The sequence below is a fragment of the Mesorhizobium sp. USDA 4413 genome (assembly GCF_056280365.1).
In genome coordinates, this window is the sequence record NZ_JBVPRP010000001.1 from 4,819,949 (window position 1) to 4,844,823 (window position 24,875).

Below are 24,875 nucleotides of genomic sequence, written 5' to 3' on the forward strand. Positions count from 1 at the left end.
CCGCGACACGCAAGCCACTTTCGCGTCAAGGAAGTTTCCGCTAGGTCGAGCGCATGGAAGGAATGACCAAGGCGGATGTCGACAAGCTCGATAAAGGCCTGGCCGTGCGCAGCGGCCGGGCGTTGCGTCCGCGTGACGCCGCGACCCTCATTCTGCTCGATCGCCGGGAAAAGGACGTCCTGGTGCTGATGGGCAGGCGCCATGCCGGGCACACTTTCATGCCCGGAAAATTCGTCTTTCCCGGCGGCCGCACCGATCCCGCGGACAGCCGTATTCCGGTCGCCGCGCCTCTGCGCGGCGAAGAAGAGAAAAAGCTGGTCGCCGGCCCCGGCCGCGCCAGCGCGGCGCGGGCACGGGCGATCGCCCTGTCGGCGCTTCGCGAGACCTATGAGGAAGCCGGCCTGCTGATCGGCCGCAAAGGCGCCTTCTCGACCGCGAGGCGCGACTGGCAGGGTTTCGCCGACCACGGCGTGGTCCCCTCGCTGGACGTTCTCCGCTTCGTCGCCCGCGCCATCACCCCGCCCAATCGCGTGCGCCGTTTCGACACGCGTTTCTTCAGCGCCTGGCGCCACGACGTTGCCGTGGAACTGCCCGGCGGCGGCCCGACCAACGAGCTGGAGGAACTCGTCTGGCTGCCGCTTGCCGATGCCCGCAAGGCCGACATTCCCGACATTACCGGCATGATCCTGGAAGAACTGGAAGGCCGGCTTGCCGACGATCCCTTGCTGCGGCCGGGGGGCCCGGTGCCGTTCTTCCGGCTTGTCCGCAACCGCTTTGTCCGCGAAGTCCTTTAGAAGCAGAGCATTTTGATCCCATGACGGTCGATACCCAACAAAAGGGCGACGAACGCGTGCACTGGCTGCCGATGGTCGCGGCAATCTCCTCGATCAGCGTCGTCGGCATCGCCATCGGCCTCGGCATGCCGCTACTCAGCGTCATTCTGGAAAGCCGCGGCCATTCCGCTTCGATGATCGGCCTCAACACCGCCGTCGCCGGCCTCGCCTCGATCGCCGGCGCGCCTTTGGCCACGCCGCTTGCCATGCGGCTCGGCGTCGCCTGGACCATGCTTTTGATGATTGCCATCGGCGCGCTCGCCTTTGTCGGCTTCCATTTCGCGCCGGATTTCTGGATGTGGTTCCCGCTCCGCGTCGCCCTGCACATCTCGCTGACGGTGCTGTTCATCCTGTCGGAATTCTGGATCAGCACCTCCGCCCCTCCCAGCCGCCGCGGCCTTGTGCTTGGCATCTATGCCACTGTTTTGTCACTCGGCTTTGCCGCCGGCCCATGGCTGTTTGCCCATCTCGGCAGTTCGGGCTTCCTGCCGTTCGGCGTCACCATAGCGCTGGTGACGCTTGCCGCCGTTCCGGTGCTGGCGGCGCGCAACGAGAGCCCGACCATCGTCGCCGAGAGCGAGACCAGCCATTTCCTGCGCTACATCTGGCTGGTGCCGACCGCGACCTTCGCGGTGCTTGTCTTCGGCGCGGTCGAGACCGGCGGTTTCTCGCTGTTCCCCGTCTATGGCAGCCGGATCGGCTATTCGGAGGCGGACGCCGCGCTCCTGCTGACGATGATCGGGCTCGGCAACGTGCTTCTGCAGATCCCGATCGGCATGATCAGCGACCGTGTCTCGGACCGCCGCTACCTGCTTCTGGCCTGCGCCACCGTCGGCCTCGTCGGCACAGTCTTCATGCCGTTCTTCGCGCAGAACTGGCATCTGATGGCGGCCCTTCTGTTCGTCTGGGGCGGCGTCGTCGCCGCCATGTACACGATCGGGCTCGCCCATCTCGGCTCGCAACTTTCCGGCCATGAGCTGGCATCGGCAAATGCCGCCTTCGTGCTTTGCTATGGTGTGGGGATGGTGATCGGTCCGCAGGCGATCGGCATCGGCATGGACGCCTTCGGCCCCTCGGGATTCGGCTGGTCGCTCGCCCTTTTCTTCGCCGCCTACATGCTTCTGGTCCTGGTCAGATTGATACGCAAGATTCTCTAGGCACATGTTCCTGAACATCGAGCAATCCTGACATCACCGTGTCAGCAGCACCCCTGCTATACCCTGCCTCCAACGCGAGGCAGGAGAATTGCGATGATCGACAGCGGCTTTGAGACCAAATCCCTCAGGATGGAACTGCTTTTGCTCGTCACATTCCAGGCGCCGGCAGCCGATGTCGAGCGCATCATGGAGGCGGTGGTGGCGATCACGCCGCTGCGCATGGGCAAATATGACGCCAACGCCTTTCAGTCGGCGCAGGGCATCGAGCGCTACCGGCCGCTCGAAGGCGCCGCCGCCGGCGCCGAGACGGAACTGCGCCGGCGGCCCGGCACCGTCGAAGTGTCGTTCGAAATCGCCGACGACCAGGCGCTCGCCGCCCGTGTCGTCGAGGCGATTTTCCAGGCCCATTCCTATCAGGAACCCGTCATCCGCATCCAGCCGCTGCTCGCCAGCCGCTCCAAGGGCCTGGACGACCGCGCCAATCCGAACCGCTGGTGGAACACGACGGGCGACTGGAAAAAGAAAGGGCAGTTGATCGAACATAGCGCTTGAAGCGGTGAAATCCGCCATGCCGAAATGAGGCAAGGACGGCGCCGGGCTTGACTTTCCGGGCGCGTTCTTTATGTGTCGCGCCAAGTTTCCCGCGTCCGGGTGTTTTCCCCGTGCTCCAGCGGCCAAAACTCCACGAACATTAACGGACGAACATCATGGCCAAAGCCGCAAACATCAAGATCAAGCTTCTGTCGACCGCCGACACCGGGTTCTTCTACGTGACCAGCAAGAACAGCCGTACCAAGACGGACAAGCTCTCGTTCCGCAAGTACGACCCGATCGCCAAGAAGCACGTCGAGTTCAAGGAAACCAAGATCAAGTAATCTGGTTATCCTGGGAATCGAAGCGCCGCCCTTTGGGCGGCGTTTTTGTTTTTGAGGCAAAATTCCAGGCAAAGTCCGGCCCGGTTTCCGGCAGGAATTGCGTGAGGCAAAGAATGGGAAAGACCGGACGGCAGAGAAGCCGAGAAAAGGGGGCCGGTCGGCGTTTGGCAGCGGTACGAGGAGGCCACTATGTGCCAGCGCCGGCCGGCCGACCCCACGGACCCAGGAGATGCGGCGGACCTGAGCATCATGGGGTATTTTTGGATCGAGCCGGCTAGTCTACCCTCGTGCCGGCCTCGTGTTCTGTCTATGCGTCGCAGATTTGCGCAAGACCTTATAAAAATCAACCATTTCTTAACCACCGTTCGCGAATCGCTTGGGTTAAGGTAAATTTGTAACCTTGTTCAGAGCGCCGGGAATCGGCGCCTTTTCCCAAGCATCTCTCCCGAAATAGCGACCGGTATCGGGACAAAGACATGCGCAAGGTTGAAATCCAAAGCGTATGAGCAAACCCTGAAAGATCGCGGCGCGCTTCAGGCAGCCTTGGCGACGACCCGGTTGCGGCCACCGCTTTTGGCTTCATAGAGCGCAAGATCGGCGCGCTTCATCAGCGCCGCGACGCTGTCGGTCCCTTTCAGCAGCGAGGACACGCCTACGCTGACCGTGACCTCGATCGTCTTGCCGTCATTGCCGACCGCAAACGGCGCCTGCGCGATCTCGGCGCGGATGCGCTCGGCTACCTTCTCGGCGACCGCGCCATCGGTATCCGGCATCACCACGACGAACTCCTCGCCGCCGAACCGGCAGGCGAGATCGATGCCGCGCACATTCTTGCGCAACCGCCTGGCGAATTCGCGCAGCACATCGTCGCCGCCGTCATGGCCATGGGTGTCGTTGATCGACTTGAAGCGATCGAGATCGGTGATCATCACCGACAGCGGCCGCCGCCGCGCCACGGCGCGATCGAACAGCGTCTGCAGATGGCTGTCGAGGTAACGCCGGTTATGCAGCCCGGTCAGCCCGTCGATCACCGCCATCTCGATGGTCTGGGCGACACTGGCGCGCAACTGGTCGTTATAGCGTTTGCGCCGCACTTGCGTGCGCAGGCGCGCCGTCAGCTCGTGCTGATCGATCGGCCGGATCAGGTAATCGTTGATGCCGAGCTCCAGGCCGCGCAGGATGCGGCCCTCTTCGCCCTCGTCGGCGAGCAGCATGATCGGCAGGAAGCGGGTGCGGTCGAGCGAACGCAGCTGCGAACAGAGCCTCAGCGCATCGAAGTCGGAGAAGGCGGTCGAGATCAGCACGCATTCATACGGCGTCTCGGCCGCCTGGAAGAAGCCTGCATTCGGATCGGTTGCGACATCGAGTTCAGCGCTGTTGCGCAGCATCTTCTGGATGCGTTCGACGGAAGATTTGCGCTCGTCGATGAGGAGCACTCGAGGCTTGGCGTCTTCGGTCGCGAAATCGCGGCTCAGCAGTTCTTCGATACCAATATTGCGCGTGGTCGATGCACGCAGCCGGAGCTCGTCCGTCAACGATTTCAGCCTGACGAGGCTCTTCACGCGTGTCATCAGTTGCAGGTCGTTGACCGGCTTGGTGAGGAAATCGTCCGCGCCCGCCTCGAGGCCGCGCACCCGGTCCGAAACCTGGTCGAGCGCGGTGATCATGACGACGGGGATATGCGAGGTCGCCGGGTCGCTCTTCAGGCGTCTGCAGACCTCGAACCCGTCCATGTCGGGCATCATCACGTCGAGCAGCACGACGTCGACCTTGCCGTTCTCGCAGGTCTCGATCGCATCCGGACCATTATTGGCCGTCAGCACCTCGAAATACTCGGCAAGCAGCCGAACCTCCAGCAGCCGCACATTGGCGGGGATATCGTCGACGACGAGGATCCGCGCGGTCATTTAAAAACTCCGGTTCTGCTGGTCGCGGGCATCAGGCGTCGCCCAGATAGGATTTGATCGTCTCGATGAAGCGCGGTACCGAGATCGGCTTGGAGATATAGGCCTCGCAGCCGCCCTGGCGGATGCGCTCCTCATCGCCCTTCATGGCGAAGGCGGTGACGGCGATGACGGGTATCGAATGCAACTCGTCGTCTTCCTTCAGCCATTTCGTCACCTCCAGGCCGGAGACTTCGGGCAGTTGGATGTCCATGAGGATGAGATCCGGCCGGTGCTGGCGCGCCAGATCCAGCGCCTCCAGCCCATTGCGTGTGCGAACCGTGTCGTAACCGCTGGCTTCGATGAGGTCCCGAAAGAGCTTCATGTTGAGCTCGTTGTCCTCGACGATCATCACCTTCTTAGCCATCAGTTTCCCGTCCCGACCGCCCCCGAAGCCGAAGGCGGTCGCAATGCGTCCCCTTCGGACCGCACCCAACCCTTTCCACTCTAGCCCAATATGATTGACGAAACGGAAACCGGAGGTTGGAAAGCTGCACGGATTCCACCTTCGGACGTTGTACGTGGGAGAGCGGAGGCTTGCCGCAAGCGACGCTTGCCGTTACTGCGGAAGGAGACTCAAAAAATTCCACCAGTCCAAAGGTAATGATGGCGAACGCAGCGTCAATGCGCGAAGAAGCGGAAACCATTGCCGTCAAGGCGCTGGGCTTCATCGCCGCCGACCCGGAACTTCTGCCCCGCTTCCTGGCGATCACCGGCATCGAGGCGAACTCGATCCGCAGGGCCGCCGCGGAGCCCGGCTTCCTTGCCGGCGTCCTGCAATTCGTGCTTGCCCACGAGCCGACGCTGCTGCGCTTCGCCGAGGAGACCGGCACACCGCCGGCCGCCGTCGGCAAGGCGTTGCGCGCGCTCCCGCTCGGCAACGACGACCACGAGCGTTCGACATGAGCGACGATCCCGAGACGGCGCGGCAGATCGAAGAACTTGCCGCTGACGACCGGCCGCTGCTGGTGCTGGACGTCGACGATGTCGTGCTCGAATTCGTCCGGCCCTTCCCGCATTTCCTGAAAACGCGCGGCTTCGGCCTGACGCTGGCTTCCTTCCGCCTTACTGGCAACATCGCCGAAACCGCGACCGGACGGCTGATCGAACAGCCGGAAGTGACGGCGCTGCTCGGCGATTTCTTCGACACTCAGGCGGATTGGCAAAGCATCACCGAGGGCGCTGCGGACGCGCTGGCAATGCTTGGACAAGGCGCCGAGATCGTCATGCTGACCGCCATGCCGCACAAGCATCGTGCCGTGCGCCGCGCGCATCTCGATGCGCTGGGGCTCAACTACCCGCTGCTGACGACGGAGATGGCCAAGGGGCCGGCTATTGCCAAACTGCGCGGCCTGAAAGCTCGGCCGGTCGCCTTCGTCGACGACCAGCCTTCCAACCTGGTCTCGGCGCGCAACTCCGTGGCGGACGCCCACCTTTTCCATTTGATGGCTGACAACTCGCTGCGTGCCTTCCTGCCGCCCACGCCCGACGATATCATCTCGGTCGAGGACTGGCGCGAGGCGGCGCCCAAGATCGCGGCCGCGCTCGGGCTATAGCTCAAACGCTCAGGGTTGCAGCTTCGCCCCTGCCCCGCCATTGTCGCCGTCCGAACCATCGCCTCCGGTCGAATTGTCGGTTCCATTCGCGCCGTCATCACCCGAATTGCCATCCTGGCCTGAATTGTCGTCCTGGACTTCATCCGGCCCCTTCAGCATGGCGCCGTTGACCGTGACGGACCCATCGGCCTTGGTGTTGATCACCCATTCCAGCCGACCGTCCGCCAGTGTTTTGCCAAATCCTTTGACCGCCAACGCAAATGGGAAAGCCTGCGCCATTTGCTGATCGCTCTTGGCTCCTTCCTTCAGGGCATCGACGATCTTGTCATAGCCTGCGACATCGACAGTCAAGGTCGCATCCGGTTTCTCGCCGGGAAACGTCATCTCGCCTTCCATCGCGAGCTCGATATTGCCGTTCTTCACCGTGCTGTGCCCGATCACGACCTTCGGATTCTTGGCCTTGAAATCGGCGACCAGAGCCTTGCCGAATTCATCCGAGAGCGGTGGATTCTTATTGAGGTCAAAGGCTTCGATCGCTTTTTTCGCCATCGTATCGAGGTCGATATTGGCGCCGCCAAAGTTCAGGTCGATGTCGGTGGGCAGCAGCGGAACGGTCCAGTCGGGCAGGGTCTGCCGTGGGATTGTCAGACCGGTAGCCTTGATCGTGTAATCCACCTTGCCGTTCTGGGAGACGCCGTCCATGCCAAATGCGGTGCTGAATTGCGCGGCCCCGAACTTGCCGACTGGGCTGTCCACCTCGAAATCCTTGAAGCCGTAATTGCCGTCGAGCCTTTCCCAGATGGGCAGCGCAGCCAGCATCAGCGATTTGAGCTCGGCCTGGTTCGCCTTGAGCTTGGCTTCGTCTTCATTCGCCACGGCAAAGGCGAGCAGGTCCAACAGCGGTTTGGTGCGTACGCCTTTGCCGTTCGCGTCGACGCAAAGCTCCGGCGTTTTCAAAGTGAGCGGAAAATTCATCCCGTTGTCGGGATCGTTTACCTTGATCATCTCGACGAAGTTCGAGACTTTTTGCTTGGCCGAGAAGTCGACACCGCCATTGGCGGATTTGGTCGCGGTAACGGTGGCGGTGCCGGCGCCGGTCGAGACATCGGCCTGCTGCTTGGCTTCCCGCGACGTCATGGTCATCCCGGCCAGTGAGCTCGTCGCGTTGGTGAAGGCCGCAAGGGCCGGATCGTAGACGCTGGTCAATTTGCCGTCCTTGATCGTGAGCTCCATGCTCTGACGGCCTTCCGGCCCATCGAATTCGAAGGATGCGCCCTGCGAGAAATTCGACGAGACATCCCATGAACCGTCGCTGCGCGGCTTCACCATCAGTGCGTATGGCGCCATGTCGAATTTCAGGAGCTTCTGCTCCGGCAGCGCATTGACGAGCGCCTTGATGTCGAGTGCGATCTTGTAGGCGTCGCCCTCGACCGAAACCTTGAGCACACCCTTGTCGAAGGCCTGCTTGCCGAAATAGCGCGCCAGATTGTCGGACAGCTCCTTGGCGCCTTGATTGTCGACGGTCTGGGCAAAGGCGGGCGCGCAGAGCACCAGGGCAAAGGCAAGTGGCAAAATACGCTTCACGTTGGTTCTCCGTGGTCCCGGAAGAATGATTTGCGCTTCTGGTAGGCAAGAAGCGTTACAGCCGCAAGACTGTAGGCCAAAAGCGCATCCGGCTAAAGCACCAGCCGCATCAGCGGTCCGCCGGGCTTGCGCTCCACCAGCCTCTCGAAGCCGGCCTTTTCGAACACCCGCGACGAGCCGACGAAAAGCCCGATCGAACGCGAATCGCGCGACAGGTCGATCGGGCAGGCTTCGAGCAGCCTCGCGCCGTTCTCGCGGGCGAAGGCGATGCCGCCCTCGACCAGGCGATGCGTGATGCCGCGTCCCCTCGCCTTGACGCGAATAAAGAAGCAGGAGATCGCCCAGACATTCGGGTCGCCGGCATCGGCAGGATCGACCGGGGCCGAGCCCCTGCCCTGATTGTTCCACTCGGGCACGTCGGCGCGCGGGCCGACCTGCATCCAGCCGACAGCCTTGCCCTCCTCGAAGGCGAGAAGTCCCGGCGGCGGACCAGCCTCTATGCGCGCCTTGATGAGATCCTTGTTGCGCTCCTTGTCGCTGGCGCGGCGCTCCGCCGGCGTCAGCCGGAAATGCGTGCACCAGCAGCCGTAGCAGGCGCCCTGCTTGCCGAACAGGTCCTCGAAATCGGGCCAGCGCTCAGGGGTCAGCGGTGCTATGGTCGTGCTCATGCGTTCTCCCCAGGCCAAGCTTGTTGCCGGCCCTGCGCTATCGTACCATTGCGTTTGTTCTCTTTATGTTCGCAGCGATGGCGGCTCCTGTCAACAATCCCGAACACGGTTTTTGCCGTGACTGCCTGGCGCTCCAGCGCTCGGAGACGCGCCGCTGCGACCGCTGCGGCAGCCCGCGCCTTGTCCGCCATTCCGAACTCTACCGGCTCAAGATCGCCCATATCGATTGCGACGCCTTCTACGCGGCGATCGAAAAGCGCGACAACCCGGCGCTGAAGGACAGGCCGGTCATTGTCGGCGGCGGCCGGCGCGGCGTCGTCTCCACCGCCTGCTACATCGCCCGCATCCAGGGCGTTCGCTCGGCCATGCCGATGTTCAAGGCGCTGGAACTCTGCCCGGAGGCGGTGGTGATCCCGCCCGACATGGAAAAATATGTCGGCGTCGGGCGCCAGGTCCGCGCCTTGATGCAGGCGCTGACGCCGCAGGTCGAACCGCTGTCGATCGACGAGGCGTTTCTCGACCTCGCCGGCACCGAGCGGCTGCACGGCATGCCGCCTGCGCTGGTGCTGGCGCGCTTCGCGCAGACGGTGGAAAGGGAACTCGGCATCACCGTTTCGGCCGGCCTCTCCTACTGCAAGTTCCTGGCCAAGATCGCCTCGGATTTCCGCAAGCCGCGCGGCTTTTCGGTGATCGGAGAAGCCGAGGCGCCAAGCTTCCTCGCCGCGCAGCCGGTGACGATGATCTGGGGCGTGGGCAAGGCGCTGGCCGCAACGCTGGAACGTGACGGCATCCGCATGATCGCGCAATTGCAGCGCATGGAGCGGGGCGACCTGATGCGCCGCTATGGCGTGATGGGCGACCGGCTCTATCGCCTGTCGCGCGGCGAGGACGACCGCCCGGTCGATCCCGACGGCGATGCCAAGAGCGTGTCGGCCGAGACCACCTTCGACACCGACATCGCCGCTTTGGCGGATCTGGTGCCGGTGCTGCGCGGCCTGTCGGAAAAGGTCTCGGCGCGGCTGAAGAAATCCGGCATCGCCGGGCGCACCGTGGTGCTCAAGCTCAAGACGCAGGATTTCAGGATCCGCACCCGCAACCGTCAGCTCGGCGATCCGACCCGGCTGGCCGACCGCATCTTCCAGACCGGGCTCGACCTTTTGCGCCGCGAGGCAGACGGCACCAAATTCCGCCTGCTCGGCATCGGCGTCAGCGACCTCTCCGATGACGAAAAGGCCGATCCGCCGGATCTGGTCGACCTCCAATCGCGCAAGCGCGCGCTGGCGGAAGGCGCGATGGACACGTTGCGCGACAAGTTCGGCAGGAAGGCCGTCGAGACCGGCTACACGTTCGGCAAAGGCCGCGCCGCCAATCCGCCCGAGCCGCTTGAAGAGTAAAGCGTCAGCTGCGCTGCAGGTCGATCCGGCTCGTCACCACCATCTTGCCGGTCGCCGGATCCATGTCGGTCACCGTCATGCGCATATTGTCAGGCCCGACCTTCTCGACCGTCAGCTCCGCGTCGCGGTCGCCATTGACGATTTTCGCCCAGTGGATGTCGAGGTTTATCGCGTCGCCCTTGCGGCTTCCGCTGAGCCCGGCGGGTCCGCTGCGCGATCCGATATAGGTGCCGGTATAGCTCCCACCGCTGACCTTCAGGTCGGCGCGTATTTCGCGCGACATGATCAGCAAGGCGCGGCAGGTGCCGTCAAGAGACAGGGAGTTCGCCGTCGCGTCCGAGGTGAAGGTGCAGTTGATGTTCATCACCGGCGTATTCGTCCTGATCCTGACCGTCCCCTTGCCGGAGAACTTTCCCTGCAGCGAGCGCAGAAAAGCCGCCTCGTCGGCATGCGCGCCTGTCGAGCAGAAAAGGCAGGCGGCGGCCAGCAAGGCGGCAGTCGATTTCATCAAAGGCGTTCCCCTCTGGCATCCCTTTTGGCTGGCCCAGTGGAATGACGCCACTAACGGTTGCGGCCCAGGTCCAGACTTGCGACATAGGCGCCCAAATGGCGCCCGCTCCCTCGATCCCAAAGGCCGCATTCTGGATGGCTCTGTCAATCGCCTCGATGCTGGCGATGTCGGTTGCCGGCCGCGAGACGACGGCCGAGCTCAACGTCTTCCAGGTGCTGGAACTGCGCTCGGTGATCGGTTTCTTCATCCTTTTGCCGCTGGTGATGATGAATGGCGGTTTTGCCGCAATGCGCACCGGGCGCCCTTTCGCCCATATCGCCCGCAATGTCATCCACTACACCGGCCAGGCGGCATGGCTCTATGCGCTGACGCTCATTCCGCTCGCGGTGCTGATCTCGATTGAGTTCACGACGCCGATCTGGACGGCGATTCTTGCGGTCAGCTTTCTGGGGGAAAGACTGTCCCGGTCCAAACTGACGGCGATTGTGCTTGGCCTGATCGGCGTAGTCATCATCGTGCGCCCCAGCGCCGGCTCGATGGATCCCGGACACCTCGTCGTGCTCGGCGCCGCGGTCTGTTTCGGGATCTCGATGGTGCTGGTGAAGTCGATGACCAGGACTGAAAGCGTGGTGCGCATCATCTTCTGGATGCTGATCATTCAGTCTGTGGTTGGCTTGATCCCGGCTCTCCATAGCTGGCGCAACCCTTCGCCAGGACTCTGGCCATGGATCTTCGTCATCGCCTTCACCGGCATGTCGTCGCATTTTTGCCTGGCCCGCGCGCTGGTCCACGCCGATGCCACGATCATCTCGCCGATGGATTTCCTGCGCGTGCCGCTGACGGCGCTGGTCGGCTGGCTGCTTTATCACGAGCAGATCGATGTCTTCACCGCCGGCGGCGCAGCGCTGATTCTGGCCGGCAATTTGCTCAATTTGCAGAAGAAGACGCCGCGGGTAGCCGAAGCGGAAGCGGCAACCCCTTAGAGCGTCTCACCGTTTCACGGAAACGGCGAACCGCTCTATCTCTTTGTTTTAACGCAATTCCGGACGGAAAACCGCTCACACTTTTCCTGGAATTGCTCTGGGCTAAACCAGCTCGACCTCGACCACGCCAGGCACCGCGCGCATGGCCGAGGCGACTTGCGGGGAGATACGGTAGCGGTTGGGCAATTCGATCTCGACCTCGCCCTGTCCTGCGTCCTTGATCAGCACGAAGCTCACTTGCCCTTCGCCCTTGACCGAAAGCTGATTAGCCAGCGTGCCGAGCGGTGCGGCATCGCGAACGAAGATGCGCAGCGCCTTCTGGATGCGGCTCGCCTCATCCTCCAGCGACTGCACGGTCTGGATGCGCAGATTGACGCCCTCCGGCCGGTCTTCGGCCGAAACAGTGATCACCACCGAGCGGCCGGGTTCCAGCATGTCGCGATACTGCGCCAGCCACTTCGGAGAACAGCACCGCCTCATACTGGCCGGTCGTGTCGGAAAACTGCACCACGCCCATCTTGTTGCCGGTGCGGGTCTTGCGCTCCTGCTTGGTGGTGACGGTGCCGGCGAGCCGCCCGGCGGCGGCGCCGCGTTTCACCGCCGCCGAAAACTCCGCCCAGTTCTGCACCCGCATCTTCTGAAGGGCGGCCTTGTACTCATCCAGCGGATGTGCCGAGAGATAGAAGCCCACCACCTGGAACTCGCGGTGCAGCCGGTCCGCGGCAAGCCACGGATCGGTCGCCGGCAGGTTGAGTGCCTGCGATTGGCTGCCAAGCGAGGCGCCGAAAATGTCGGCCTGGCCGGAAATGGCGTTTTGCTGCGCCAGCGAGGCCAGGCCCATCATGCGCTCGACGCCGGCCATCATCTGGGCGCGGTCGTGACCGAAGCAATCCAGCGCGCCGGCCATGATCAGGCTTTCGAAGACCCGCTTTCCGACGATCTTCGGATCGACCCGCTCGCAGAAATCGGCGAGGCTCTTGAACGGCCCTTCGGCTCGCTTCTCGACGATATGCTCGACCGCCGCGTCGCCCACGCCCTTCAGCGCCGCCAGCGAATAGAAGATCTTGTTCTCGCCCACTTCGAACGGCCGGAAACTGGTCATCACCGACGGCGCCACCACCTCGATGCCGAGACGCATGGCGTCCTGCCGGAAATCGGCCAGTTTGTCGGTGTTGCTCATGTCGAGCGTCATAGACGCCGCCAGGAACTCGACCGGGTAATGCGCCTTGAGATAGGCGGTCTGATAGGAAACGACCGCATAAGCGGCGGCGTGCGACTTGTTGAAGCCGTAGTCGGCGAACTTGGCCAACAGATCGAAGATGAAGTCGGCCTGCGGCTTGGAGACGCCGCGCTCGACCGCGCCGGAGACGAAGCGCTCGCGCTGCTTGTCCATCTCGGCGCGGATCTTCTTGCCCATGGCGCGGCGCAGGAGATCGGCTTCGCCGAGCGAATAGCCGGCAAGCTCCTGCGCGATCTGCATCACCTGTTCCTGGTAGACGATGACGCCTTGCGTCTCCTTCACCAGATGGTCGATCTTGGGATGGATCGAAGCCAACTCCTCCTCGCCATGCTTTCTGGCGTTGTAGGTCGGGATGTTCTCCATCGGTCCGGGCCGGTAGAGCGCCACCAGCGCGATGATGTCCTCGATGCAGTCCGGCCGCATGCCAATCAGCGCCTTGCGCATGCCGGCACTTTCAACCTGGAACACGCCGACCACCTCGCCGCGCGACAGCATGGCGTAGGTGTCCTTGTCATCGAGCGGTATCCTCGCGAGATCGATGTCGACGCCGCGCCGGCGGATGAGCTTCACCGCCGTCTCCAGCACGGTCAGCGTCTTCAGGCCGAGGAAGTCGAACTTCACCAGTCCAGCCTGCTCGACATATTTCATGTTGAACTGTGTGACCGGCATGTCGGAGCGCGGATCGCGGTACATCGGCACCAGTTCCGACAGCGGCCGGTCGCCGATGACGATACCGGCGGCGTGCGTCGAGGCATGGCGATAGAGGCCTTCGAGCTTCTGCGCCGTGTCAAGCAGCGTCTGGACGATCGGCTCCTTCTCCGCCTCCTCGGCGAAGCGAGGCTCGTTGGCAATGGCGTCGGCCAGCTTGACCGGATTGGCAGGGTTCTGCGGCACCATCTTGGAAAGCTTGTCGACCTGGCCGTAGGGCATCTGCAGCACGCGGCCGACGTCGCGCAGCACGGCGCGGGCCTGCAGCGTTCCGAAGGTGATGATCTGGCCGACCTGGTCGCGCCCGTATTTCTGCTGGACGTAGCGGATGACCTCCTCGCGCCGGTCCTGGCAAAAGTCGATGTCGAAGTCGGGCATCGAAACGCGATCCGGGTTGAGGAAGCGCTCGAACAGCAGCGAGAAACGCAATGGGTCGATATCGGTGATGGTGGTCGAATAGGCGACCAGCGAGCCGGCGCCCGAACCGCGCCCGGGCCCGACGGGAATGCCTTGCGACTTGGCCCATTTGATGAAGTCGGCAACGATCAGGAAGTAGCCGGGGAACTTCATTCGCTCGATGATGCCGAGCTCGAATTCGAGCCGTTCGCGATATTGCTCGACCGTGTAGCCTGGCGTCGGCCCGTGCGCTGCAAGGCGCTTCTCCAGACCCTCCCGCGCCTGGCGGGCAAGCTCCGCGGCTTCCGCCTTCTCGGCCGCGTCCTTGTCGGCGGCGTCGGCGCCGGTGAAACGCGGCAGGATCGGGCTGCGGTTCTTCGGGTAATAGGAACAGCGCATGGCGATCTCGACCGTGTTGTCGATCGCTTCGGGCAGGTCGGAGAAGAGCCGCGCCATCTCGGCCTGGCTGCGCAGAAAATTATCCGGTGAAAGCCGCCGGCGATTGTCCGCAGCGACCACCGAGCCTTCGGCAATCGCAATCAGCGCGTCATGCGCCTCATAATCCTCGCGCTTGGAGAAGAACGCCTCGTTGGTGGCGACCAGCGGCAGGTCGTGCGTGTAGGCCAGGTCGACCGTCGATTTTTCGACCATACGGTCATAGCCCTGGACGCGCTCCAATTCGACATAAAGCCTGTCGCCGAACAGGCCCTTGAGGAGCAGCAGCCGCTGTTCGGCGAGGTCGCGCCGGTCCGCTTTGAGCGCGCTGCCGATCGGACCGCGCGGGCCTCCGGTCAGGCAGATCAGCCCGTCGCACCGGCCTTCCAGCGTAGCGCTGGTCAGGTGCACCGGCTCGCCAGGCGGCGTTTCCAGATAGACCTTGCTGATCAGCCGCACGAGATTGGCATAACCCGCCTCGCTGGCGGCGATCAGCAGGACCGGCGACATTTCCGGCCCGTGCCGGCGGCGATCGCGCTGGCCGTCGCTCGCCTCGCCGGAAACGACGAGATCGATCTGGCAGCCGATGATCGGCTGAATGCCGTCCTTGACTGCCTTTTGGGCGAATTCGAGCGCGCCGAACAGATTGTTGGTGTCGGTGACGGCTATCGCCGGCGCCTCGTCCTTGACCGCATGGCCGACGATCGCGCCGAGCTGAAGCGCGCCTTCGAGCAGCGAATAGGCCGAATGCACGCGCAGATGGATGAATGTCCGCGCCGGCGCATCCGGCCGCGCGGCCCTCACGGCTGCTTCGCGCTGCAACGGGTCGCGTGAAAGTCGTTCATCCGCCATGTTTTTTCGCGCTATCCCAAAGACTCAAAATCCATGCAGATATATTGTCCCGGACGGGGCCATGCCAGTCCAGCACAAATGACCCCAGGGCACAGGCTTGCGACCCGGTAGCGCCTCTTCTCAGGCGAACTCCATGATCACCGCGTCGACCGCGAGGCTGTCCCCCGGTTTGGCATTGAGTTTTGCCACGGTGAGGTCGCGTTCGGCGCGCAGCACGTTCTCCATCTTCATCGCCTCGACCACGGCCAGCGTCTCGCCGGCCTTGACTTCTTGGCCCTCGGCGACCGCGATCGAGACGACGAGACCTGGCATCGGGCAGAGCAGCATCTTCGAGGTGTCCGGCGGCAGCTTCTCCGGCATCAGCCTTTCAAGCTCGGCCGTCCGCGGCAGCATGGCGCGCGCGGTCACAGACATGCCTTTCCAGGCAATCCGCAGCCCGTTCAGCGCGGGGCGGATCTGGGCTGCGATGCTGTTGCCGCCGACCGTGCCTTGCCAGATCGCGTCGCCCGGCCGCCAGTCGGAGGCCACCGTCAGCGGCTTGCCGCCGTCGATCGACAGATCGACCTCCATCGGGATGGAGACCATGCCGTCAACGATCTCGACCGGAAGATAGTCGGCGCCGATCTTCACCACCCAGTCGCGCTTGAGATGGCCGGAATGCGGCGCCAGCCTGCCGCTCAGACGGTCGAGCCGGTCGCGGCGCAAAAGTTCGATCGCCGTTGCGACGGCGGCGAACACCGCCCTCTCCTCGCCATCCGGCGCGACCGGCGAAAAACCGTCCGGATATTCCTCGGCGATGAAGCCCGTCGACAGCCGCCCCTCGCGCCAGCGTGGATGCTGCATCAGCGCCGAAAGAAACGGGATGTTGTGCTCGATGCCGTCGACGACGAACATATCCAGGGCCTCAGACATGGCGTCGATCGCCGCCAGCCGCGTCGGCGCCCAGGTGCACAGCTTCGCCACCATCGGGTCATAGAACATCGAGATTTCCGAGCCCTCAGTGACGCCGGTGTCGTTGCGGACCACAATGTCGCCGAACCTGCCCTCTTCCGGCGGTCTGTAACGGGTCAGCCGGCCGATCGACGGCAGGAAATTGCGGAAAGGGTCCTCGGCATAGAGGCGGCTCTCCACCGCCCAGCCGTTGAGCTTCACGTCGCTCTGCTTGATGGCGAGCTTCTCGCCGGCTGCGACGCGGATCATCTGCTCGACCAGGTCGATGCCGGTCACCAGCTCGGTCACCGGATGCTCGACCTGCAATCGCGTATTCATTTCAAGGAAATAGAAGTTCTTGTCCTTGTCGACGATGAACTCGACAGTGCCGGCGCTCTGGTAGTCGACGGCCTTGGCCAAGGCCACCGCCTGCTCGCCCATCGCCTTTCTGGTCTTGGCATCGAGGAATGGCGACGGCGCCTCCTCGACCACCTTCTGGTTGCGGCGCTGGATCGAGCATTCCCGCTCGCCAAGATAAAGGGCGGTGCCATGTGCGTCGGCCAGTACCTGGATTTCGATGTGGCGGGGATCGACGACGAACTTCTCGATGAAGACGCGGTCGTCGCCGAAGGAGCTTTTCGCTTCCGAACGCGCCCGCTCGAAACCATCGCGCACCTCCGCCTTATTCCAGGCGATGCGCATGCCCTTGCCGCCGCCGCCAGCCGAGGCCTTGATCATGACCGGATAGCCGACCTCGCCGGCGATCCGTTCGGCATGGTCGGCATCTTCGATGACGCCTAGCCATCCGGGCACGGTCGAGACCTTGGCTTGGCTGGCGAATTTCTTCGATTCGATCTTGTCGCCCATCGCCTTGATGGCTTTGGGCTTCGGCCCGATGAAGACGATACCTTCCTTCTCCAGCGCCTCGCAGAAGGAGGCACGCTCAGACAGGAAGCCGTAGCCCGGATGCACGGCTTCCGCGCCGGTTTCCTTGCAGGTGGCGATGATCTTCTCCGGCAGCAGATAGCTCTGCGCCGCCGGCGAAGGCCCGATATGCACCGCTTCGTCGGCCATTTCGACATGCACGGCATCGCGGTCGGCATCCGAATAGACGGCGACGGTGGCAATTCCCATCTTGCGCGCCGTCTTGATCACGCGGCAGGCGATCTCGCCGCGATTGGCGATCAGGATCTTCTTGAACATTCGGATGTCGTTCCTCCGGCGAAGCGGTCCAGTTCTATGGACAATTCCAGCGCGCCTCAAGTGCTCGCGAGCTGGCTCCCACGGCCAGTGCCAATTACAGAAACAGCGCCGAAAAACGTCGCAAGAGACGTTGGCCGCCGGCGCGGAACCCGCTAAAGTTATGCGCAACACCGCAGGGATGGCAGGCTGGCATTCACCAGGGGTAGCTTGCCGTTAGCTAAAACTACAGATCGTTGGGAGGAGTGCCTCATGAAAACGCGTGCCGCCGTAGCCGTTGCCGCCGGAAAGCCGCTGGAGATCATGGAGGTCGACCTCGAAGGTCCCCGCGAGGGCGAGGTGCTGGTCGAGGTCAAGGCGACCGGCATCTGCCACACCGACGAGTTCACGCTCTCGGGCGCCGATCCGGAAGGCATCTTTCCGGCAATCCTCGGCCATGAGGGCGCCGGCATCGTCGTCGATATCGGCAAGGGCGTGACCTCGGTCAAGAAGGGCGACCATGTCATCCCGCTCTACACGCCCGAATGCCGGCAGTGCCCGTCATGCCTGTCGAGGAAGACCAATCTGTGCACCGCCATCCGCGCCACGCAGGGGCAAGGCCTGATGCCTGACGGCACCTCGCGCTTCTCGATCAATGGCGAGAAGCTCTTTCATTACATGGGCTGCTCGACCTTCTCCAACTTCACCGTGCTGCCCGAGATCGCGGTGGCCAAGGTCAATCCGGACGCCCCCTTCGACAAGATCTGCTACATCGGCTGCGGGGTGACCACCGGCATCGGTGCCGTCATCAACACCGCCAAGGTCGAGCAAGGAGCGACCGCTGTCGTCTTCGGCCTCGGCGGCATTGGCCTCAACGTCATCCAGGGTCTTCGCCTGGCCGGCGCCGACATGATCATCGGCGTCGATATCAACAACGACAAGAAGGCCTGGGGCGAGAATTTCGGCATGACGCATTTCGTCAATCCGAAGGAGATCGACGGCGACATCGTGCCTTACCTGGTCAACATGACCAAGCGCGGCGCCGACCAGATCGGTGGCGCCGACTACACCTTCGACTGCACCGGCAACACCAAGGTGATGCGCCAGGCGCTCGAAGCCTCGCATCGCGGCTGGGGCAAGTCGGTCATCATCGGCGTGGCCGGCGCCGGCCAGGAGATTGCGACGCGGCCCTTCCAGCTGGTCACCGGCCGCACCTGGATGGGCACCGCCTTCGGCGGCGCGCGCGGCCGCACCGATGTGCCGCGGATCGTCGACTGGTACATGGACAAAAAGATCGAGATCGACCCGATGATCACCCACACGCTGAAGCTGGAGGACATCAACAAGGGTTTCGACCTCATGCATGAGGGCAAATCGATCAGGAGTGTCGTGGTTTACTAGATGAGGAGGTCCCAATTCGCCTCATCGACCCCGAGAAGTCGGCGATCCATCGGATACGCAACTTCGGCGAGGATCTGTGGCGGCGTTTTCGGTACAACACGCGCGTCGAAATCGACCTGGAGGAGATCGACCGCGCGAAGGACGAAATCACCTATCTCGTGCATGGCAGGTTCTTGAGGAGGAGCTTGAGCGAAGTGCACCAATTGCTGAACGTGCACTTCATGGAAAGTGAGGAGGTCATCGACACTGGGTCGACCTGACCGAAAAACATGGGAGGAATGGAATGGCAGAAAAACTGCATCACTCGATCGACAACGGCTTGCCGAAGGAGAGCGCGAGCTTCTCCGGCGGCACGCTGGTTTGCCTGTGCACCAGCAATCCGGTGAAGGTGAAGGTCAAGGGCCAGATCGCCCACAACCATGCCTGCGGCTGCACCAAGTGCTGGAAACCGGAAGGCGCCATCTTCTCGGTCGTGGCCGTCGCCGGCACCGGCGACGTCACCGTCACCGAGAATGGCGACAAGCTCAAGGTGGTCGATCCCTCGGCGCTGATCCAGCGCCATGCCTGCACGAGCTGCGGCGTCCACATGTACGGCCCGGTCGAGCGCGACCATCCCTTCAAAGGCCTGTCCTTCATCCATCCCGAGCGTTTCGAGGAGGATGGCTGGTCGCCGCCGGGCTTTGCCGCCTTCGTCTCCTCGATCATCGAATCCGGCGTCGACCCGAGCCGCATGGACGGCATACGCGGCCAGCTGAAGTCGATCGGGCTTGAGCCCTATGACTGCCTCAGCCCCGGCCTGATGGACTATATCGCCACCTGGACCGCCAAGAAGTCGGGAGCGCTTCCGGCCTGACAAATCCCGCGATTTCTGCCATGGGGCTGGCTGACACGCCGGCCCCATATTCATTTGGAAGCAACGATGCCCGCACCCGTTATCTACGTCGACGCCGATGCCTGTCCGGTCAAGGCCGAGGTAGAGAAGGTCGCGGAACGCCACGGCGTCATGGTCACGTTTGTCTCCAATGGCGGACTGCGTCCGTCGCGCGATCCGATGATCCGCAACGTCGTCGTCTCCAAGGGCGCGGATGCAGCGGACGACTGGATCGTCGAGAACGCAAGATGCAACGACATCGTGGTGACGGCCGACATCCCGCTGGCGGCGCGCACGGTGGCGCTTGGCGCGCATGTGCTGGGACCCACAGGCCGTCCCTTCACGCCGGAGACCATCGGCATGGCGGTGGCGATGCGCGATTTGAAGCAGCATCTGCGCGAGACCGGCGAAAGCCGGGGCTTCAACGCCTCCTTCACGCAGAAGGACAGGTCGCAGTTTCTCGGCGAGCTCGACCGCATCTTGCGGCGTGCGCTCAAATCCGTCACACCGGACTGATCCAAAGTCTTCAGGGGCCTCGGGCCATGGGTGACGATCTCAAGACGCCGATGCGTCGGCACATGCAGTTCGCCCTCGCCGCGGCCATCGGCATCGTCGCGCTGCTCGCTGCCTTGCTGCTGCGCTGGCCTCTGCCCTATTCTATCGGCGCCAACGTGTTCTTCGCCAGCTACATCGCCCTGGTGCTGGCCCGGATGCCGAGCCTTACCGGCCGCTATCTCAGCAAGAATGCGCGCGCGACCGACCTGCCTGTCCTGGCGATCTTTGCCGTCACGCTCTTTGTCGTCGGTGCGGCCATCGTCTCGCTGTTTCTGCTCATCAACCGGAAGGATGCCGCGCATCCGATGCAGCTTGTCTTCGCGATGCTGTCGATCCCACTCGGCTGGTTCACCATCCACGCCATGGCGTCGCTTCACTATGCGCACGTCTATTGGCAAGATGGCGACGAGATCGACACGAAAACCCAGAAGAAGATGCCGATCGGCGGGCTCGATTTTCCCGGAGGCAAAAGGCCGGAAGGCTGGGACTTCCTCTATTTCGCGACGGTGGTTGGCATGACGGCCCAGACCGCCGACACCGCGATCACGACCTCCCACATGCGCATGGTCGTGCTCGTTCATTCGATCCTGACCTTTTTCTTCAACGCGGTGATCGTCGCGGCGGCGGTCAATCTCGCGGTCAGCCTGGGCTCTCCGTAATAAATCCGTGATCGCGTGAAACATTGGCTTGTGCGGCGACGTATTGAGGGGGAGACAATGACCTGAGGAGCCGCTCCCGATGCGGCCGGAGGCAAGATGGACACTGTTGCCAACCAGGAATCCGCCGCCGAGGCGGACGGCAAGGACACGACCCTCATCTATCGGCAATCGCGCTGGACGCGGTTGACGCACTGGATCTGGGCTTTCTCGCTGTTCTTCATGCTGCTTTCCGGCCTGCAGATCTTCAACGCACGGCCGCAGCTCTATATCGGCAAGCAATCCGGCTTCGAATTCAACAACACGATCCTCCAGATCGGCGCCGAAAACACCGCCAACGGTCGGCGCGGCTTCACTGAAATCTTCGGTCATCGCTTCGACACCACCGGCGTGCTCGGCTGGTCGGGTCCGCCGGGACGAGAAACGGCCCGCGCCTTTCCATCCTGGGCGACGATCCCGTCCTATTACGATCTCGGCACGGCCCGCGTCGTGCACTTCTTCTTCGCCTGGATCCTGACCACGACGCTGCTCGTCTGGCTGATCGCCGGCCTGGTCAACGGCCATATCCGCCGCGATCTCGCCCCTCGCGTGTCGGACTTGCGCAAGCTGCCGCGTGACATCGTCGACCACGCGAAGCTGAAATTCCATCACACGAGGGAATACAACACGCTGCAGAAAATGGCTTATGGCGGCGTGCTCTTCGTGCTGCTGCCGCTAATGATCATCACCGGCCTCGCAATGTCGCCGAGCATGAATTCGGTGCTGCCCTGGCTGAACGAAATCCTCGGCGGCAGGCAGACGGCGCGTACAATTCACTTCAGCGTCATGGTGCTGCTCGTTCTTTTCTTCATCGTCCACATCCTGATGATCCTTGCCGCCGGCCCGATCAACGAGCTGCGCTCGATCATCACCGGCTGGTACCGCACCGACCCGCCCGCAAGACACAACCAGCCGACCGAGAGGAGCGTCTGACATGGCAAAATTCCAGATCAGTCGGCGAAAATTCCTCACCTCCGCCAGCCTTGGCCTGTCAGGCATCATGTTGTCGGGCTGCGACGCCTTCGACAGCGGTCTGGGCGTCGGCGATGGGCTGCGCAGCTTTCTCGAAAATGCCAACGGCCTGACCTGGCGCGCGCAGCGCCTGCTCGCCGGCCGGGACGCGCTGGCGCCGGAGTTCACCGAGGTGGACATCCGCCAGCCGCAGCGGCCAAACGGTGTGACCGCGCCTGACGACGACACCTACAAGGGTCTTCTGGCGAACAATTTCGCCGACTGGCGCCTGGAGGTCACCGGCCTTGTTGAGAAGCCGCTGTCGCTGACCCGCGAGCAGCTCCAGAACATGCCGAGCCGCACGCAGATCACCCGCCACGACTGCGTCGAAGGTTGGAGCTGCATTGCGAAATGGACCGGCACGCCGCTGTCGCTGGTGCTCGACCAGGCGGTGGTGAAGCCTGAGGCCCGCTACGTCATGTTCCATTGCCTCGACACGATCGAGCAAAGCCTGTCGGGCGACATCAAATATTATGGCTCCATCGACCTGATCGATGCACGCCATCCCCAGACGATCCTGGCCTATGGCCTCAACGGCAAGCCGCTGCCAGTGGAGAACGGCGCGCCGCTGCGCGTCAGGGTCGAGCGCCAGCTTGGCTACAAGATGCCGAAATACCTCTACAAGATCGAGCTGGTCGACAGTTTCGCCAATGTCGGCGGCGGCCGCGGCGGCTATTGGGAAGACAATGGCTACGACTGGTATGGCGGGATTTGATGGCCCCTCGCCTGCAGGCAGAGCACGATTTGTCGTCAGCCGAGCTTGATGCCATCGAGGAGTGCCTCGACAACGACAACCGGCGTCTGACCGGCCGCGACGACGACCGTGCCCTCGTCGTTTCCCTGCGGGATGAGCAAGGGCACGCCGTCGGGATTGCCTCCGGTTATTCCTGGGCAGGCATTGCCGAGCTCACGCTGATGTGGGTCCACGAGGCCTATCGCGGCTTTGGCCACGGCAGAAAGCTGCTCGACGCCTTCGTCGCGGAGGCCACCGCGCGCGGCTCGCTGCGGATATGGGTTTCGACCCACGACTTCCAGGCGCCGGGCTTGTACGAAAAGGCCGGCTTCGAGCGTATGGCCGAGTTGACCGGATGGCCCGAAGGCCATTCCAACATCATTCTCTGCAGGACTGTCGCTGCCTAAGCAACCTTCTCCAGCAGAGGTTTCAGCGCCGGATGGATTTCCGGCGAAGCCTGCCTGATCAGCGTCAGCAGCGCGCGCTCGTTATCGCGCAACGACCGCAGCCCGCCGCCCACGCGCTCGGCCAGCCATTCGGTCTCGTTGTCGTCGATCAACTCCGCGCGCTTTAGATGTCGCTGGGAGGTGACAAGGTGTCGCCGACGGGCTATGGATGGCGCGTCGGGGGCTCAGGCGACTGAGTCCCACCTGTTTGCGGGAGAGAGCAGCGCACGCTGTCGCCGAAGGGGAAATCGCCCGAAATCTCTCAGGCAAAAGAACCGTGGACGGGAAAGACAACTCTGGAAAGTCGGGAATCTTCCCGCGCCGAAGGTGTAAGCGCTGCCGACAGAGCTACGGGGCGCGAGTCTCTCAGGCTTCAGACAGAGGGGCACGACTAGGCCGCCCGTGGCGGTCGATTGCCGTGCGTCTCTGGAGAAGACATGACAGGCGAAGACACCAAGCATCTACCCCTTGAGGATTTGCACCAGGCCGCCGGCGCGCGTTTCGGCGCCTTCGCCGGGTGGTCGATGCCGCTGACCTACCCGCCCGGCGTGATGAAGGAGCATCTTCACACGCGCGAGCACGCCGGCCTGTTCGACATCTCGCATATGAAGCTGTTCGAGGTCGCCGGTCCGGGAACCACCACATTGTTGAACCGCGCCTGCCCGCTGGATGCCGGCGCGCTGGACATCTCGCAGTCCAAATACACCTTCTTCCTGAACGAGGCGGCAGGCATCATCGACGACCTGATCGTGACGCGCCTCGGCGATGAGCGGTTCATGGTGGTGGCCAATGCCGGCAATGCGGTGGAGGACGAGAAGCATCTGCGCGCGCTCTCCGCCGATTTCGATGCCAAGGTCGAGCCGCTCGACCGCGTCTTCTTCGCGATCCAGGGACCGGACGCCTGGGCAGCTCTGGCGCGGGCCGGCATCGAGACCGGTTCGCTGCTCTTCATGCACGGCATCGAGCCGCGGCAAAATTGGTTCATGAGCCGCTCCGGCTACACCGGCGAGGACGGTTTCGAGATCGGCCTGCCGGAGAAGGACGCGCGTGATCTTGTTGCCAAACTCCTGGAAGACGAGCGCGTGCAGTGGATCGGCCTTGCCGCCCGCGACAGCCTGCGGCTTGAGGCCGGTCTTTGCCTGCACGGCCAGGACCTGACGCCGGAAATCGACCCGGCAAGCGCCGGATTGATGTGGGCGATTCCCAAGGAGGTTCGTGCCGCGGGCGGTTTCATCGGCGCCGATGCCCTGCGTTCGATCCTGGAGCGCGGCCCGTCGCAGAAACGCGTCGGCCTGAAGCCCGACGGCCGCCAGCCGGTTCGCGCCGGTGCGGCGCTGGTCGACGCCGACGGCAATCCGGCCGGCCATGTCACCTCCGGCGGCTTCGGCCCTTCGACGGGACACCCGGTCGCCATGGGTTACGTCAACGCCATGCTGGCCAAGGCCGGCACGAAACTCTTCGCCGATGTCCGCGGGACAAAAATCCCGATCGACATCACGCCCCTGCCCTTCACTCCACACCGCTACCGCAAAGGATGATTTTCAGATGGCAAAGACCTATTTCACTGAAGACCATGAATGGCTCCGCGTCGACGGCGGCGTCGCCACAGTCGGTATCACCGACTACGCGCAGGAACAGCTCGGCGACCTCGTTTTCGTCGAGCTGCCGGAGATCGGCCGCAAGCTCGCCAAGGGCGATACGGCTGTGGTCGTCGAATCCGTCAAGGCGGCGTCGGACGTCTACGCGCCGGTCGACGGCGAGATCACCGAGGCCAACGCTTCGCTGTCGGCAGACCCCTCGCTGGTCAATTCGGCCGCGACCGGTGACGGTTGGCTCTGGAAGATGAAGCTTTCCGACGAAAGCCAGCTCGACAGCCTCATGGATGAGGCCGCCTACAAAGCCCATATCGGCTGATATCA

25 protein-coding genes, 1 pseudogene and 1 riboswitch are annotated in these 24,875 nt (G+C 63.3%); of the genes and pseudogenes, 17 read left to right on the forward strand and 9 right to left on the reverse strand.

The genetic code is table 11. The features are described from left to right. Window positions 1–53 precede the first annotated feature (53 nt). From ACVMIM_RS23735 to rpmG, 4 genes are all read left to right on the forward strand, one after another. Window positions 54–794 (forward strand): NUDIX hydrolase, encoded by a 741-nt coding sequence (locus ACVMIM_RS23735; RefSeq protein ID WP_476114894.1) that lies wholly within the window; start codon window positions 54–56, stop codon window positions 792–794. Window positions 795–814: 20 nt separating this feature from the next. Continuing rightward, window positions 815–1,990 (forward strand): MFS transporter, encoded by a 1,176-nt coding sequence (locus ACVMIM_RS23740; RefSeq protein ID WP_476114895.1) that lies wholly within the window; start codon window positions 815–817, stop codon window positions 1,988–1,990. Between the two features lie 93 nt (window positions 1,991–2,083). After that, window positions 2,084–2,542 carry a YqfO family protein gene (locus ACVMIM_RS23745; protein WP_476114896.1) on the forward strand — a complete coding sequence of 153 codons (459 nt, stop codon included), beginning with the start codon at window positions 2,084–2,086 and terminating at the stop codon, window positions 2,540–2,542. Between the two features lie 155 nt (window positions 2,543–2,697). After that, entirely contained in the window at window positions 2,698–2,865 is a 168-nt protein-coding gene (gene rpmG, locus ACVMIM_RS23750) for a 50S ribosomal protein L33 (protein WP_040995604.1), read from the forward strand. Window positions 2,866–3,398: 533 nt separating this feature from the next. Here the strand turns inward: rpmG and ACVMIM_RS23755 are convergent. Next, complete coding sequence (locus ACVMIM_RS23755; RefSeq protein ID WP_476114898.1) at window positions 3,399–4,772, reverse strand: PleD family two-component system response regulator; 1,374 nt, start codon at window positions 4,770–4,772, stop codon at window positions 3,399–3,401. 31 nt (window positions 4,773–4,803) lie between these two features. Beyond that, window positions 4,804–5,175: a response regulator gene (locus tag ACVMIM_RS23760; RefSeq protein ID WP_040995610.1), complete on the reverse strand. Its 372-nt coding sequence runs from the start codon at window positions 5,173–5,175 to the stop codon at window positions 4,804–4,806. Between the two features lie 239 nt (window positions 5,176–5,414). Here ACVMIM_RS23760 and ACVMIM_RS23765 point away from each other — a divergent pair, with 239 nt between their 5' ends. Both ACVMIM_RS23765 and ACVMIM_RS23770 read left to right on the forward strand, forming a co-directional pair. After that, window positions 5,415–5,714, forward strand: a complete 300-nt coding sequence (locus ACVMIM_RS23765; RefSeq protein ID WP_476114899.1) for a DUF3572 domain-containing protein — start codon at window positions 5,415–5,417, stop codon at window positions 5,712–5,714. After that, window positions 5,711–6,364, forward strand: a complete 654-nt coding sequence (locus tag ACVMIM_RS23770; RefSeq protein WP_278048999.1) for a hypothetical protein — start codon at window positions 5,711–5,713, stop codon at window positions 6,362–6,364. Before ACVMIM_RS23765 ends, ACVMIM_RS23770 begins: the two co-directional genes overlap by 4 nt. A 9-nt stretch (window positions 6,365–6,373) precedes the next feature. On the opposite strand, the gene ACVMIM_RS23775 is transcribed toward ACVMIM_RS23770, so the two are convergent. Beyond that, entirely contained in the window at window positions 6,374–7,948 is a 1,575-nt protein-coding gene (locus ACVMIM_RS23775; RefSeq protein ID WP_476114900.1) for a YdgA family protein, read from the reverse strand. A 92-nt stretch (window positions 7,949–8,040) separates the two neighbouring features. Then, window positions 8,041–8,616 (reverse strand): N-acetyltransferase family protein, encoded by a 576-nt coding sequence (locus ACVMIM_RS23780; protein ID WP_476114901.1) that lies wholly within the window; start codon window positions 8,614–8,616, stop codon window positions 8,041–8,043. Between the two features lie 65 nt (window positions 8,617–8,681). On the opposite strand from ACVMIM_RS23780, the gene ACVMIM_RS23785 reads away from it, so the two are divergent. Then, window positions 8,682–10,010, forward strand: a complete 1,329-nt coding sequence (locus ACVMIM_RS23785; protein ID WP_476114903.1) for a DNA polymerase IV — start codon at window positions 8,682–8,684, stop codon at window positions 10,008–10,010. A gap of 4 nt (window positions 10,011–10,014) precedes the next feature. On the opposite strand, the gene ACVMIM_RS23790 is transcribed toward ACVMIM_RS23785, so the two are convergent. Next, window positions 10,015–10,518: a hypothetical protein gene (locus tag ACVMIM_RS23790; RefSeq protein WP_476114904.1), complete on the reverse strand. Its 504-nt coding sequence runs from the start codon at window positions 10,516–10,518 to the stop codon at window positions 10,015–10,017. Between the two features lie 98 nt (window positions 10,519–10,616). Between ACVMIM_RS23790 and ACVMIM_RS23795 the strand changes: the two genes are divergently transcribed. Further along, window positions 10,617–11,504, forward strand: a complete 888-nt coding sequence (locus tag ACVMIM_RS23795) for a DMT family transporter (RefSeq protein WP_476114905.1) — start codon at window positions 10,617–10,619, stop codon at window positions 11,502–11,504. A gap of 102 nt (window positions 11,505–11,606) precedes the next feature. On the opposite strand, the pseudogene dnaE reads toward ACVMIM_RS23795, so the two are convergent. Continuing rightward, window positions 11,607–15,135: pseudogene (dnaE, locus tag ACVMIM_RS23800) on the reverse strand (DNA polymerase III subunit alpha). A gap of 120 nt (window positions 15,136–15,255) precedes the next feature. After that, window positions 15,256–17,268 (reverse strand): acetyl-CoA carboxylase biotin carboxylase subunit, encoded by a 2,013-nt coding sequence (locus ACVMIM_RS23805; RefSeq protein ID WP_476114907.1) that lies wholly within the window; start codon window positions 17,266–17,268, stop codon window positions 15,256–15,258. 249 nt (window positions 17,269–17,517) lie between these two features. Here ACVMIM_RS23805 and ACVMIM_RS23810 point away from each other — a divergent pair, with 249 nt between their 5' ends. Further along, window positions 17,518–18,645, forward strand: a complete 1,128-nt coding sequence (locus tag ACVMIM_RS23810) for an S-(hydroxymethyl)glutathione dehydrogenase/class III alcohol dehydrogenase (RefSeq protein WP_476114908.1) — start codon at window positions 17,518–17,520, stop codon at window positions 18,643–18,645. Here the strand turns inward: ACVMIM_RS23810 and ACVMIM_RS23815 are convergent. Continuing rightward, window positions 18,642–18,809 (reverse strand): hypothetical protein, encoded by a 168-nt coding sequence (locus tag ACVMIM_RS23815; protein ID WP_476114910.1) that lies wholly within the window; start codon window positions 18,807–18,809, stop codon window positions 18,642–18,644. The two genes, ACVMIM_RS23810 and ACVMIM_RS23815, sit on opposite strands and share 4 nt — an antisense overlap. Window positions 18,810–18,928: 119 nt before the next feature. Between ACVMIM_RS23815 and gfa the strand changes: the two genes are divergently transcribed. From gfa to ACVMIM_RS23845, 6 genes are all read left to right on the forward strand, one after another. Further along, window positions 18,929–19,498 carry an S-(hydroxymethyl)glutathione synthase gene (gfa, locus tag ACVMIM_RS23820; RefSeq protein WP_278047804.1) on the forward strand — a complete coding sequence of 190 codons (570 nt, stop codon included), beginning with the start codon at window positions 18,929–18,931 and terminating at the stop codon, window positions 19,496–19,498. Window positions 19,499–19,564: 66 nt separating this feature from the next. Next, a complete protein-coding gene (locus tag ACVMIM_RS23825) occupies window positions 19,565–20,032 on the forward strand; it encodes a YaiI/YqxD family protein (RefSeq protein WP_476114912.1) in 468 nt (155 codons plus the stop codon). A 26-nt stretch (window positions 20,033–20,058) separates the two neighbouring features. Then, window positions 20,059–20,730 (forward strand): DUF1345 domain-containing protein, encoded by a 672-nt coding sequence (locus ACVMIM_RS23830; RefSeq protein WP_476114913.1) that lies wholly within the window; start codon window positions 20,059–20,061, stop codon window positions 20,728–20,730. 96 nt (window positions 20,731–20,826) lie between these two features. Then, on the forward strand, window positions 20,827–21,699 hold the full coding sequence (locus tag ACVMIM_RS23835; protein ID WP_476114914.1) for a cytochrome b/b6 domain-containing protein: 873 nt from the start codon (window positions 20,827–20,829) through the stop codon (window positions 21,697–21,699). A gap of 1 nt (window position 21,700) precedes the next feature. Then, the gene (locus ACVMIM_RS23840; RefSeq protein ID WP_476114915.1) at window positions 21,701–22,492 is read left to right on the forward strand and encodes a molybdopterin-binding protein; all 792 of its coding nucleotides are present in this window, start codon (window positions 21,701–21,703) and stop codon (window positions 22,490–22,492) included. Beyond that, the gene (locus tag ACVMIM_RS23845; RefSeq protein WP_476114917.1) at window positions 22,492–22,917 is read left to right on the forward strand and encodes a GNAT family N-acetyltransferase; all 426 of its coding nucleotides are present in this window, start codon (window positions 22,492–22,494) and stop codon (window positions 22,915–22,917) included. Before ACVMIM_RS23840 ends, ACVMIM_RS23845 begins: the two co-directional genes overlap by 1 nt. Here ACVMIM_RS23845 and ACVMIM_RS23850 read toward each other — a convergent pair. Next, window positions 22,914–23,069, reverse strand: a complete 156-nt coding sequence (locus ACVMIM_RS23850; protein ID WP_476114918.1) for a hypothetical protein — start codon at window positions 23,067–23,069, stop codon at window positions 22,914–22,916. The genes ACVMIM_RS23845 and ACVMIM_RS23850 overlap by 4 nt on opposite strands. Window positions 23,070–23,157: 88 nt before the next feature. Further along, window positions 23,158–23,244: riboswitch (glycine riboswitch) on the forward strand. Window positions 23,245–23,393: 149 nt separating this feature from the next. Between ACVMIM_RS23850 and gcvT the strand changes: the two genes are divergently transcribed. Both gcvT and gcvH read left to right on the forward strand, forming a co-directional pair. After that, window positions 23,394–24,494, forward strand: a complete 1,101-nt coding sequence (gcvT, locus tag ACVMIM_RS23855) for a glycine cleavage system aminomethyltransferase GcvT (RefSeq protein WP_476114919.1) — start codon at window positions 23,394–23,396, stop codon at window positions 24,492–24,494. Window positions 24,495–24,501: 7 nt separating this feature from the next. Then, the gene (gcvH, locus tag ACVMIM_RS23860; RefSeq protein WP_041004292.1) at window positions 24,502–24,870 is read left to right on the forward strand and encodes a glycine cleavage system protein GcvH; all 369 of its coding nucleotides are present in this window, start codon (window positions 24,502–24,504) and stop codon (window positions 24,868–24,870) included. Window positions 24,871–24,875 lie beyond the last annotated feature (5 nt).

Excerpts from the sequence above, each read along its gene's own strand:
- ACVMIM_RS23755 (WP_476114898.1), bottom strand. The coding sequence starts at position 4,772 with ATGACCGCGCGGATCCTCGTCGTCGACGATATCCCCGCCAATGTGCGG.
- ACVMIM_RS23795 (WP_476114905.1), top strand. The coding sequence starts at position 10,617 with ATGGCGCCCGCTCCCTCGATCCCAAAGGCCGCATTCTGGATGGCTCTG.
- ACVMIM_RS23790 (WP_476114904.1), bottom strand. The coding sequence starts at position 10,518 with ATGAAATCGACTGCCGCCTTGCTGGCCGCCGCCTGCCTTTTCTGCTCG.
- ACVMIM_RS23805 (WP_476114907.1), bottom strand. The coding sequence starts at position 17,268 with ATGTTCAAGAAGATCCTGATCGCCAATCGCGGCGAGATCGCCTGCCGC.
- ACVMIM_RS23835 (WP_476114914.1), top strand. The coding sequence starts at position 20,827 with ATGGACACTGTTGCCAACCAGGAATCCGCCGCCGAGGCGGACGGCAAG.
- ACVMIM_RS23830 (WP_476114913.1), top strand. The coding sequence starts at position 20,059 with ATGGGTGACGATCTCAAGACGCCGATGCGTCGGCACATGCAGTTCGCC.
- rpmG (WP_040995604.1), top strand. The coding sequence starts at position 2,698 with ATGGCCAAAGCCGCAAACATCAAGATCAAGCTTCTGTCGACCGCCGAC.
- gfa (WP_278047804.1), top strand. The coding sequence starts at position 18,929 with ATGGCAGAAAAACTGCATCACTCGATCGACAACGGCTTGCCGAAGGAG.
- ACVMIM_RS23745 (WP_476114896.1), top strand. The coding sequence starts at position 2,084 with ATGATCGACAGCGGCTTTGAGACCAAATCCCTCAGGATGGAACTGCTT.
- ACVMIM_RS23765 (WP_476114899.1), top strand. The coding sequence starts at position 5,415 with ATGGCGAACGCAGCGTCAATGCGCGAAGAAGCGGAAACCATTGCCGTC.
- ACVMIM_RS23840 (WP_476114915.1), top strand. The coding sequence starts at position 21,701 with ATGGCAAAATTCCAGATCAGTCGGCGAAAATTCCTCACCTCCGCCAGC.
- ACVMIM_RS23825 (WP_476114912.1), top strand. The coding sequence starts at position 19,565 with ATGCCCGCACCCGTTATCTACGTCGACGCCGATGCCTGTCCGGTCAAG.
- ACVMIM_RS23810 (WP_476114908.1), top strand. The coding sequence starts at position 17,518 with ATGAAAACGCGTGCCGCCGTAGCCGTTGCCGCCGGAAAGCCGCTGGAG.
- ACVMIM_RS23780 (WP_476114901.1), bottom strand. The coding sequence starts at position 8,616 with ATGAGCACGACCATAGCACCGCTGACCCCTGAGCGCTGGCCCGATTTC.
- ACVMIM_RS23785 (WP_476114903.1), top strand. The coding sequence starts at position 8,682 with ATGTTCGCAGCGATGGCGGCTCCTGTCAACAATCCCGAACACGGTTTT.
- ACVMIM_RS23845 (WP_476114917.1), top strand. The coding sequence starts at position 22,492 with ATGGCCCCTCGCCTGCAGGCAGAGCACGATTTGTCGTCAGCCGAGCTT.
- ACVMIM_RS23760 (WP_040995610.1), bottom strand. The coding sequence starts at position 5,175 with ATGGCTAAGAAGGTGATGATCGTCGAGGACAACGAGCTCAACATGAAG.
- ACVMIM_RS23735 (WP_476114894.1), top strand. The coding sequence starts at position 54 with ATGGAAGGAATGACCAAGGCGGATGTCGACAAGCTCGATAAAGGCCTG.
- gcvT (WP_476114919.1), top strand. The coding sequence starts at position 23,394 with ATGACAGGCGAAGACACCAAGCATCTACCCCTTGAGGATTTGCACCAG.
- gcvH (WP_041004292.1), top strand. The coding sequence starts at position 24,502 with ATGGCAAAGACCTATTTCACTGAAGACCATGAATGGCTCCGCGTCGAC.
- ACVMIM_RS23740 (WP_476114895.1), top strand. The coding sequence starts at position 815 with ATGACGGTCGATACCCAACAAAAGGGCGACGAACGCGTGCACTGGCTG.
- ACVMIM_RS23770 (WP_278048999.1), top strand. The coding sequence starts at position 5,711 with ATGAGCGACGATCCCGAGACGGCGCGGCAGATCGAAGAACTTGCCGCT.
- ACVMIM_RS23815 (WP_476114910.1), bottom strand. The coding sequence starts at position 18,809 with ATGCACGAGATAGGTGATTTCGTCCTTCGCGCGGTCGATCTCCTCCAG.